8 protein-coding genes are annotated in these 11,386 nt (G+C 50.6%); 7 read left to right on the top strand and 1 reads right to left on the bottom strand.

Translation table 11 applies throughout. The annotated features are described in order from the left end of the window. Positions 1-135 precede the first annotated feature (135 nt). The 3 genes from PBA01S_RS18120 to PBA01S_RS18110 are packed head-to-tail and all read left to right on the top strand — an operon-like array spanning position 136 to position 3,782. Positions 136-1,590 carry a spore germination protein gene (locus tag PBA01S_RS18120; RefSeq protein WP_016312655.1) on the top strand — a complete coding sequence of 485 codons (1,455 nt, stop codon included), beginning with the start codon at positions 136-138 and terminating at the stop codon, positions 1,588-1,590. An 18-nt stretch (positions 1,591-1,608) separates the two neighbouring features. After that, a complete protein-coding gene (locus tag PBA01S_RS18115) occupies positions 1,609-2,700 on the top strand; it encodes a GerAB/ArcD/ProY family transporter (protein WP_127576485.1) in 1,092 nt (363 codons plus the stop codon). Continuing rightward, positions 2,697-3,782, top strand: coding sequence for a Ger(x)C family spore germination protein (locus PBA01S_RS18110; protein ID WP_127576484.1), 1,086 nt, complete (start codon positions 2,697-2,699; stop codon positions 3,780-3,782). The genes PBA01S_RS18115 and PBA01S_RS18110 overlap by 4 nt, the downstream gene beginning before the upstream one ends. Positions 3,783-3,860: 78 nt before the next feature. Here PBA01S_RS18110 and PBA01S_RS18105 read toward each other — a convergent pair whose 3' ends face one another. Continuing rightward, a complete protein-coding gene (locus PBA01S_RS18105) occupies positions 3,861-6,446 on the bottom strand; it encodes an adenosylcobalamin-dependent ribonucleoside-diphosphate reductase (RefSeq protein ID WP_028537989.1) in 2,586 nt (861 codons plus the stop codon). A gap of 482 nt (positions 6,447-6,928) precedes the next feature. Between PBA01S_RS18105 and PBA01S_RS18100 the strand changes: the two genes are divergently transcribed. From PBA01S_RS18100 to PBA01S_RS18085, 4 genes are all read left to right on the top strand, one after another. After that, positions 6,929-7,975, top strand: a complete 1,047-nt coding sequence (locus tag PBA01S_RS18100; RefSeq protein WP_085169782.1) for a 2,3-butanediol dehydrogenase — start codon at positions 6,929-6,931, stop codon at positions 7,973-7,975. A gap of 215 nt (positions 7,976-8,190) precedes the next feature. Next, positions 8,191-9,969, top strand: coding sequence for a DEAD/DEAH box helicase (locus PBA01S_RS18095; RefSeq protein WP_127576483.1), 1,779 nt, complete (start codon positions 8,191-8,193; stop codon positions 9,967-9,969). A gap of 6 nt (positions 9,970-9,975) precedes the next feature. Continuing rightward, positions 9,976-10,935: a YqhG family protein gene (locus PBA01S_RS18090; protein ID WP_127576482.1), complete on the top strand. Its 960-nt coding sequence runs from the start codon at positions 9,976-9,978 to the stop codon at positions 10,933-10,935. 165 nt (positions 10,936-11,100) lie between these two features. After that, the coding region (locus tag PBA01S_RS18085; RefSeq protein WP_218027457.1) for a hypothetical protein at positions 11,101-11,386 on the top strand (286 nt) is incomplete at its 3' end.

The following is an 11,386-nucleotide window of genomic DNA, read 5'->3' as shown; positions in this document are numbered from 1 at the left end:
AGCAAACCACCCGTTGGACGGGTGGTTATGATTTTGACCGATGATTTCCATGATATCCATTGAAATATTGGAATAGTCCCTCTCATCTGTACCAATAATGTTAATGTTTAACGTTATAAGAAATGGGGTTCAGTTATGGATCGTGTGCCTCCGATGTGGAAGGAATTATATTTTTCAACAGATTTCAAATGTTATGAGCACATGATTGGCGGGCAATCGTATTATGTAGGTTATATCAAGTCGATCGTAGATTCAAAAGTACTAAATGAACATATTATGGATACCCTGGTCCACATCAAATCCGAGCTGACATTGGAGCAGCTTCTACCAATCATGCCTGTTGCGGATAAGAAGCTCACCTCCGATATGGAGTCCATTCGCTCTAATCTGTTAAGGGGATATGTGGCTATTCAGTGCGGACTCGAGGCTCACCAATGTCTTCTTGTTCATGCCACCGCCGACAAAGGGCGTCAAGTTACCGTAACCGAAGTAGAATCGACAGTGGAGGGCTCCAAGGAAGCGCTGGTTGAATCCTTGGATACCAATATCAACATTGTGCGCAAGCGTCTTCCCGTCCCTGACCTGCGTATTGTCGAACTAAAGATTGGCAATATGTCTAAATCGAGAGTGGCCATCTGTTATATGGAAGGGGTTGCCAACCAACAAAATATCGAAACGATCAAACAGCGTATTGAGGATATAGAGTTTAAAGTTATCCCGGATATTACGATCCTCCAACAAATGATTGAAGACAATTCGAAATCGATTTTCCCCCAGCTGCTCGGAACGGAGCGTCCTGACCGAATTTCTTGGGCGATATCGGTTGGTCAAATCTGTATTATGCTCGATGGCTCCCCTACCGCGTTACTGGGACCAGCTAATATAGGTTTGTTTTTTGTCTCCTACGAAGATTATTTCTTGCCTTGGATCGTAGGTTCTGCCTTAAGATTGCTTCGGATCGTATCCATCGTCTTTTCCATATTTGCTTCTTCTCTATATGTAGCGATTGTCACCCATCACAGCCAAAGCATCTCGAGTTTGTATTTACCCACGATCATCACGTCGAGAATGAATGTTCCGTTCTTGCCTGTTGTAGAGGTTCTGTTGATGGAGCTTGTGATCGAGCTGCTCCGGGAATCCGGATCTAGACTGCCGACCAAGATCGGGCAGACGATCAGTATCGTTGGGGGCCTTGTACTCAGTACTGCCGCTGTGGAAGGGGCATTAACAAGCAATATTTTGCTGATTATCGTTGCCTCGTCGGCGATGGCGTCATTTACGATTCCCGTTTTTCGGATGAGCACCACGATCAGGCTATTACGTTTTCCGTTTATTATTGCAGCTCACTTATGGGGAGTGCTCGGCATAGCCATTTGCACCCTATTCCTTATAACCCACTTGATCAGGCTGACATCACTTGGAATGCCTTATCTAGCCCCTTTCTACCCATGGCGTTCGAAGGATCATTTCGATACGCTCATAAGGCTGCAATTCGACAAGATGGGTCGTCCCCCATCCTACTTCCGTACACCAAAAGTAAACAATAGAGGGAATAAGTCCCAAAATCCGATGGATACGGACGATTATTGAACAGAGGAGGTACATGTCATGGAGTCGCCACCCATACAGGATCGCTTCAAGGTATCGGATTTCTATGTCATGGTATTGATCCATTCCTCTCAGTATGGGCTTAGCTACCTGTCCATGCCTACCCCGGCTATTCAATGGGCCGGACAAGATGTATGGATATCGGTTCTAATAAGCGCGATAAGCGTTCATCTTATTATTTTCCTGATGTATAGAATATTGACCCGACGCAACGCTGACTTAATCCAAATTCATCAGCAATTGCTTGGGAAATGGACAGGACATGTATTCAACCTCCTGTTTCTTTGTTATTTCATGGTAACAGCCGCATTCCAAGTGAGCTCGTATATTAAACTCGTTCAAGCCTGGCTGTTTCCTGAAATTAGCGGATGGGTACTCGGCTTCGTGATTTTCCTGCTGGTTTATTACATTGTTTCCGGCGGCATCCGCACCATTGCAGGGATCTGCGCCTTCACCCTGACGACCCAAGTTTTGGTGCTTACACTCGTATTCTCAGCACCCTATTTTCATTTTCGCAATCTGACTCCCATTTTTGAACATACAGTGGCAGAGCTTATCAAAGCATCCAAACCTATCACGTTCTCCTATATGGGCTTTGAATTGTTATTTTTTTATTACATATTCGTCAAAAATGCTCCAAAGTCTCAAAGATGGGCCCATGCCGGAAACGCTGCGACGACGGTTACCTACTTGTTATCTATGTTTCTCTCAATTCTGCTCTTCAAGCCTGAACAGCTGGCTAAGGAAATATGGCCGGTCATGACAAAATTTAAATTCGTACAAATCCCTTTCCTCGAACGGTTCGAGTTTATGGGGGCAGCCATCCATGTCTTCCGGATTATGCCGATCGTCTGTTTATGTTTGTGGTCGGCGGCCAGAATTCTGAAATCGGTAAGCAAGATGAAACAGAAACAAGCTGTGCCGGTCATCCTGATTATCGTACTGGCCATTTTTTGTATCATATCGGGCGATGAGATCATGGAGCAGATTCAAGCTATATTAACCAACTTCAGCTTATATCTGCTGTATGGATATATTCCTCTCCTTTATATCCTGCATCTCATCCGGTCAAAGGCAGGAAAAGTATCATGAGCAAGTTCATTCCGATATTGATGTGCTGCTTATTGATGAGCGCATGTGTGGATCAAGAAATTGTGGATCGAATCGCCTTACCGCTGACAGGCGGGGTGGATGTTGTCTCTAAGAATGAAATCGAACTGACTTTCGCATTCCCATCTTTCAGCCCTGGGAATACAGAAACGGTATCGGATCAAGTGATCACGCTTGCAGGTCCTACCAAGGCAGAGATTACTGAGAAGATGCAAAGGAAAATCAATCGACATATCTATCCCTCTAAAACTATAGTGTTCTTGTATGGCAAGGAATTCGCAACACAGGGTCTGGAAAAAGATTTGGATGTGATATTGCGGGATGGTAGAACGACTCGAAAAATGCTTCTAGCGGTAGTGGATGGAACGGCGAAGGAGTTTCTGCATGCAGACTTCAGCGGCAAAGAAGTAAAAGGCATGTTCCTAGAAAGATTACTTGAGGAGAATATCGAATACGGATACCTTCCGAAGCAAGACATTCATCTATTCGAGTACGCCCTCTTAGGGAAAGGCATAGACCCCTTCCTGCCGTTGATAAAGCTTGATGATGATCATAAAGTCACTCTTTGCGGCTTAGCTCTGTTTAAACACGATAAGTATATAACGTCCATTAATGTGAAAGAAATGACGATCTTGAAGCTTCTCCTGGAGGACAAACATAACGGCAGAATCAGTGTCAAGTTGCCAACCGGAACGATTATCACCGTTCAACTAATACGGACTAAGCCGACTTATCACCTCATAAGATCGACGGATAACTTAGAACAGGACGAAGTCCACATTATGCTGAACATGAAGGTCACGGTGTCGGATCTGAATGGTGAGAATTTCTCCTCGCATACGATCGAAGAAGTACGCGAAGCACTCAAGGAAAATTTAGAACGTTCAGGGAATGAACTCATGTGGATGTTCCAACGAAATGAAATTGATCCGCTTGGCATAGGCGACTTTGTCCGGAGCAAGACCCGGCATTGGGAAGAAGACACCTGGAAAGCGCACTATCCCCATTTGAAGCTTCGGACTGTTGCTAATATTCAAGTGGTAGGGGAAGGCATACGAAGATAGGGTTATATAAGTTATACTTCTGACAACAAAAAAAGGGTCAGGCAAAAGTCGCCTGACCTAAAGGTGTTGTTGAATTGCTTAAGAACACTTGCTATAACCGCAGTTGCTGCATGTTTTGCAGCCCTCAATGTTGATCAGCGAGGCCGATCCGCACGATGGGCACAGGTCCCGCGAGGTGGCTGGTGCGCTGCCGTGGTTGTGGCTGCCATGCGAGCCATCTGCTGTATCATGAACGTGCGCTGGCTCTTGGGCAACCGTTGCGGCTACCGGAGCCGGGTCGTGGTCCCCGTATGGGCCGTTTTGTACGTGTGTCTCCAACGCTTTGGCGACGGCGTCCGCGATCGATTCTACACGGTTCGGACCAAAGCCGATTGCTCCCGTTCCGCCGATGCCTTTGAGGTGCTTAATCAGCAGTTCAACCTTCTCGCCATGGTCGCCGTAACGCAGGAACAGCGAGCAGACGCGGCCAAGGGCTTCGGCCATCGCGAATACGTCAGAACCCGCTTTCCCTACGTTCAAGAAGATCTCACCTGGAGTCCCGTTCATGTCATTGATTGTGATATAAGCCATGCCAAACGGCGTGTTAATTTTATACGTTGCTCCATGCAGCACTTGCGGGCGTCTCTTGTATTGTTCGCCGGTTTTTGGGCTGCTAGCTTGAACCGAAGCACTTGCCGGTTGTGGAGTTGCCGGTGCACTAGCTTGAGCTGGTGCTTCCTCTTTCTTCTCCTCTTTCTTCTCGGTTTGCAGAACTTGCACGTCGCGGCTGCCGTCACGGTAAATCGTTACGCCTTTGCAGCCCAAGTCGAAGGCTAGTTCATACAGCCGTTTCGTATCTTCAACCGTGAAGTCGGACGGGCAGTTGGCCGTTTTCGAGATCGAGCTGTCCACCCAACGTTGAATGGCTGCTTGTACGCGGATATGATCTTCCGCAGACAAATCCATCGCCGTTACGAAGTAATCCGGCAACGGTTCGCCCGGATGCGCGTCCATCCATTCCTGAGCGATCGGCACGAATTGCTCGTCGAAGCCGAGACGGCTTTGACGGTAATATTTGAAGGCAAAGTACGGTTCGATCCCCGTCGAGGTGCCTACCATCGTCCCCGTGCTGCCCGTTGGCGCTTGGGTAATGATGGTGACGTTGCGAATCCCTTTGGTACGAACTGCTTCGCCAACTTCCGGATACACTTCCGTCATGTTCTTCATAAAGCCGCTTTGCAGGAATTTATCAGCTTCAAATGCCGGGAAGGAGCCTTTCTCTTCTGCGATATCCGCAGAGGCCAAGTAAGCTTCCTTCGCAATGAAGCCATACAATTTATCGAGGAATTCCAGCGATTCCGGGCTGCCGTAACGGATGTTCAGCTTGATCATCAGCTCGGCCAGACCCATCGTTCCGAGGCCGACGCGGCGCTCTTTCTTCTGGTTCTTCTCGTTTTCTTCAAAATGATAAGGCGTCTTGTTGATGACATTGTCCAAGAAGCGAACCGAATAACGCGTAGTTGTCGCCAGTTCATCCCATGCGACATCATGTTTCTCTTCATCGTAGAACTTGGACAAGTTCATCGCCGACAGGTTACATACGCCCCAGCCCGGCAACCCTTGCTCCCCGCACGGATTCGTACAAATGATCGGGTTAAAGTACCAGCTGTTGGACATTTGGTTGTAGTATTCCATGAAGACCACGCCCGGCTCAGCGGATTTCCAAGCCGATTCGATGATCGTATGCCAGATTTCACGCGCCTTGACGGTACGGTAGTGGATGACTTTACGTCCATCAGCTCTCCATTTATCAAGATCGCCGTCCCACACCTCGTTGTAATCCTCATAAGTTGTATCCGGGAATACCAGTTCCCAATCGAGGTCTTCCTTCACAGCTTTCATGAAGGCGTTGCTGACGCAAACCGACAGGTTCGCATTGGTCACTTGGCCCATCGTTTGCTTCACGGTAATGAAGTCCAGCACATCCGGATGCCAGTCATTGATCATCAGCATCAACGCACCGCGACGGCTGCCGCCTTGCTCAATCAGACCAGTGGTGTAGCTAAACAAGCCGCCCCAAGAAACCGCACCGCTGGAAGAGCCGTTCACGCCACGAACGATCGCACGACGCGGACGAAGGGAGCTCAAGTTAATCCCAACACCGCCGCCGCGAGCCATGATCTCGGTCATTTCGGACAGAGTTTCCATAATGCCGCCCCGGCTGTCCTTCGGCGAAGGAATAACGTAACAGTTGAACAAAGTTAACTCATCGCTGGCACCTGCGCCAGCTGCAATCCGTCCGCCCGGAACAAGCTTCCAATCATCCAGAATATAACGGAATTTCTCTTCCCATTCCTTCTGTTTCTCCGGCGTCTCCTCTACCGAAGCCATCGCTTTGGCCAGACGGTCCCACATTTCTTCAGGCGTTTTCTCGATATTGAGGGTCAGCTTCTCGACGTCGGTCTCCACCAGATCTCCCCGGCGGGTCTTCACCGTGACCTTGCGACCGTCACGGGCAACAACCTCCCCTACTTCCTTCGTCGGGAATTTGGGGTCGTCCTTCGTCAGAACAAGTACGACATCGCCTACCTTAGCGTGGCTAGGATCTGCGTCCTTCCAGGCGTACCGGTCCAAGAAGATTTTCTCACTTAGCCCCTCAAGGCGCTGTTTTTGCACAGTTTTCAAAGAAAACACCCTCCTAAAAATTGATTCAGAGTATCCATTAATTAATCGGTCATTCGCCTCGTTTCCTGAAGTGAAAATTAGGCAAAAAAACGAAAAAAAACGCTGTATCAAGCCGGAATCTGCCCACTTGATCACCGCGGCACACACCCTGTAAACGGTAATATCATATGTATGAATCACAATATATTGTGTGCGAATACCATTATACTATACAATATCTCGTTGTCATAGCAGTTCAGAGTGAAATTTTAGGCTTTAATCCGATTTCATCTGGCCCAACCCCCCGTTTCCTTCCATTCTCTCTATTTTTCAGACCCAAAACTATGAAACCGCTTTGTAACCATTTCCAAGAAACCAGGGAAACATCTCCTAAGTTTAATTGAATTTGAATTAACACAATTTTAACAATTGATCGATGCCACTCCGCGAAAAAGGAGTAACCTAGTATATGAGGTTCATAATTTACGAGGAGATGAGTTCAAGTGAAAGCGTTAAGATGGCATGGCGTCAAGGACCTAAGACTGGAGAACATCGAGGAGCCGAAGGCGGAACCGGGTAAAGCGAAAATCAAGGTGGAATGGTGCGGCATTTGCGGCAGTGATCTGCATGAATATGTAGCTGGCCCGATATTCATTCCGCTGGAAACCCACCCGCTCAGCGGAGATAAAGCGCCAATCGTCATGGGACATGAATTTTCCGGACAAGTGGTTGAGGTTGGCGAAGGCGTCACCCGCGTAGCTGTCGGCGATCGCGTTGTCATTGAACCGATTTATGCTTGCGGAACCTGCGAGGCTTGTAAACAAGGGAAATATAATCTTTGCGATAAAATGGGCTTCTTCGGCCTGGCGGGCGGAGGCGGCGGATTCTCCGAATATGCTAATGTACCGGAACAAATGCTGCATAAAATCCCGGATTCAGTATCTTTCGAGCAAGGCGCTCTGGTCGAGCCATCCGCTGTAGCTCTTCACGCTGTTCGCTCCAGTAAATTGAAAGTAGGCGATAAAGCCGCTGTGTTTGGCACCGGGCCAATTGGTCTGCTCGTGATCGAAGCGCTGAAGGCTTCAGGCGCATCGGAAATCTATGCGGTCGAGCTGTCCGAGGAACGGAAACAGAAAGCTGCCGAGCTTGGCGCCATTGTCATTGATCCAAAAGAATACAATGCCGTTGAGGAAATTCACAAACGCACTCAAGGCGGTGTGGATGTCGCCTATGAAGTAACCGGAGTTTCTCCTGTGCTCACCCAAGCGATCCAATCCACCAAAATTGGCGGCGAAACGATGATCGTCAGCATTTTCGAGAAGGAAGCTTCCCTCCATCCGCAAAACATCGTCATGAAGGAGCGCACGGTCAACGGCATTATCGGCTATCGCGATGTCTTCCCGGCGGTAATCAGCTTGATGGCTCAAGGGTACTTCTCGGCGGACAAGCTGGTGACGAAGCGCATTAAGCTGGATCAAGCCATCGATGAAGGCTTTGAAGGACTCCTCAAAGAGCGGAATCAAATCAAAATCTTGGTGAAAGCGGAGTAAAATAGATCAAGCAATCGCCGGTCAGGGAGATGATCCCCGGCCGGCTTTTTTTTAATGAGATAAACCACCCTCTTGCTCTTACAAGGTTATGAACTCCTTCCTTTTCGTCCATACTACACCTACGTCTGCAATTTAAGCACAAGATCTGCCAGATTCGGATCTTTTCTCTCCGTAATCGAGCCGACAAATACGCACCGAAAGGGAGGTTTTACACTATGAATCCACATCCCTCCGGCCTTTCCCCCCACCCGGCCGCGTCGCCAGACTTGCACGCCCCGATTCCCATCGACTTCGACCGGAGCTGGTTCAACGAACTGGAGACCCGGCATCAAAAGGGCGGTCCCTGGGACGATTGGAAGCTGTTTAACCTTGCCCTTGAGGCCGAATCCGCTTCGCTTGTCACAAGCTTTGAGGAGATGCAGTGCCTAAAGCATCTGCACAACGTCACGCCGCTGCCCCATCAAACCGAAACCGCTCGCAAAGTCCTGTTCGAGATGCGCGGACGGGCTATTTTAGCCGACGAGGTGGGGCTTGGGAAGACGATCGAAGCGGGCTTAATTTTAAAGGAATATATCGTGCGCGGATTAGTGAAAAAAGCGTTGATCTTGGTGCCGGCCTCCTTGGTGCTGCAATGGGTTCGGGAGCTGAACCAGAAGTTCGGCATTCCGGCCGTAGCCCAGAAGAAGGAGCATTCTTGGCACAACGACGTGGTGGTTGCATCCATGGACACGGCAAAGCGCGACCCGCATAAGAACATTCTGCTCAACAACGAATACGATCTGGTGATCGTGGACGAAGCCCATAAGTTGAAAAACAAGAAAACGTCAAATTACCAGTTCATGCTGCAGCTGCGAAAAAAATATTGTCTGCTCCTCACCGCCACCCCGGTGCAAAACGACCTCGGCGAGCTGTTTAACTTGATCACGCTCCTGAAGCCGGGACAACTGGGCGGTCAAAGCGAGTTTGCCGCCAACTTCGTCGTTGACAAGCGGCTGCCGAAGAATGAGGAGCAGTTGAAGGATGAGCTGGCCAAGGTCATGATCCGTAACCGGCGCGGCGACGGAGAGTTGGAATTCACCAAGCGGATCGTCCGCAACATCGATGTGGAGTTATCCCCTGAGGAGAAGAATCTGTATGATGGGGTCACTTCCTTTGTCAAAGACCAATATCAGGCCAACGGCGGCGACCTGAACAGCATGCTGTCCCTTGTCACCTTGCAGCGCGAGGTGTGCAGCAGCCGCGACGCCGTATTTGTTACGCTGGTGAACTTGTCGAAGAAGCTCGCTCCAGACTCCCCGATCCGCGACCGGATATGGGATCTCGTCGACCTGATCCGTCAGATCAAGGCCAATAGCAAAGCGGAGAAAGCAATGGAGCTAATCCGCGAGATGAACGACAAGGTGATCGTGTTCACCGAGTATCGTGCGACGCAGGAGTATTTGCTGAAATACTTCCGCGAGCGCGGGATGACGGCGGTGCCGTATCGGGGCGGAATGAATCGCGGCAAAAAAGACTGGATGATGGACCTGTTCCGCGGCCGCGCTCAGGTCATGATCGCTACTGAAGCGGGCGGCGAAGGGATCAATCTGCAGTTTTGCCACCAGATGATCAACTTCGACTTGCCGTGGAACCCGATGCGTGTGGAGCAGCGGATTGGCCGCGTCCATCGTTTGGGGCAAACCAATGACGTCCATATTTATAACCTGTCCACCAAAGGCACGATTGAAGAACACATCCTTCACTTGCTGCATGAGAAGATCAATATGTTCGAAATGGTCATCGGCCACCTGGATGTGATATTGGAACGGTTCGAGAAGCAGCATTCCCTGGAAAAAAGCCTCTACCAAATCATTCTGGAATCCGGCAGCGATGAGGAAATCGCCAGCCGCGTCGATTCGCTGGGACGCAAGTTCGATACGATTAAATCCGAGCTGGATGCAGAAGCCGAAGACCGCGGGGACAGCGGTGGCCTGCAGCAGCTCTTGGGAGGTTAAACGGTTATGTCGATGACCCGAGAGCAGATTCGCGATTTTGTGATGACTTATTTGGAAGCGACGGAATGCCAGTTTCTCGAAAAATCGCCCCATCACGTCACGGTGAAGCTCTCCCCCCGCGCCGACCGCGATTTGACGAACCGCCCTTATTATTGGGGGTTCATCGATCGGACCGGAGCGGAGCCGGAAACGATGTCGTTTTCGTTTATTTTTGACCCGGAGGCGCATCAAGCGGCTGAGAAAGCGAAAGCAGCTCAAGAGCAGGCGAACGCCGGGCAACCGATGGAAACTGCCCAGGAGGACACCCTGCTGGGGCGTTACTTTGGCGCGGTCCGGCCGCTGCCGGTGCTTGGCCCCGGGCGGATTCAGCGCGAAGAGCTGGCGTTTGGCAGCCCGCGGCTCAAACAGATTTTTGAGGCGGCACGAAAAGGCGGCCGCTACGTGTACTTGTTCGAGGAGCCGGGACCACGGCAGCGAACCGCCTTGCTGCCCGCCGCCTATGAGCCGTGGCTCGGGGTTTGCTTTAAGGTGGAGTTCTGCTGTGATATGAAGCGGGAGGAGCTCCATTTTTACGGGGTATCCTTGCAGTCTGGTACGGTCGATGAATCGTTTCAGTCGCGAATCGCAGGCAAGCCGCTGGTTCCCCGATTGCCGGAGAATATCCATATCGAGCCTACCCGCCTGTCCTTGGATGCCGGTCGGCTGGCATTGGAACAGCGTCTGACCGAACGCATCCAGGCCTACGACAACAGCTGGGCGAAGGAAGCCCGCGAACGGCTGAGCGATGAGCTGGCATTGATCGACGCCTATTACAAGGATTTGATCAAGGATCCTGAACCCGAGCGGGCACAAGGCGCAACGGAGCAATATGAAGCGAGACGGGAGGAAATCCGCTGGCAATACGAGCCGAGAATTGTCGTATCCGCCTTGGGCTGCGGCATCTTTCATCTGCGTTCGCCGAGGTGACGACAAATAGACGGATCTCGCTAAAAGACCGCAAAAATAGAAGCGGGTGGCCGCCCATCCGCGCGACAGGTTGTAACATCCTTTTTGAACCGGCTTCGGTACAATGGACAAGCAATCGAAATCTACAGGCCTAGGTGCCAAACGAATTGCCAGGGAGGCGATCTCATGCTGCAACCGCGTTATTCCCGAACCAACCTGAAGAAACGATCGATTACTTGCAAAATTCTCTTATGCGCAAGCATCTTATATAGTGCAGCCAGCACAGCGGGAGGGCTTGGCGGCCTGGGCACAGCGGCCGCCGAAGGCACAGGCAGCGCGGCCGACGCGTGGACGGGGACGGTCGCGCTGGCGACGCTGCGGGCCACGGCGGATACGCCAGCGCCGGAGGCGCTGCGGCGCTTTGCCGCCGAGGCCATCGACAAGCTGGCCCAGTCCGAGCCGTTTACGGCTT

Source organism: Paenibacillus barengoltzii NBRC 101215 (assembly GCF_004000745.1).
In the GTDB taxonomy this organism is placed as follows: domain Bacteria; phylum Bacillota; class Bacilli; order Paenibacillales; family Paenibacillaceae; genus Fontibacillus; species Fontibacillus barengoltzii.
The sequence above is the reverse complement of the archived record's forward strand: the minus strand, read 5'-3'. Positions and strand labels throughout refer to the sequence as shown.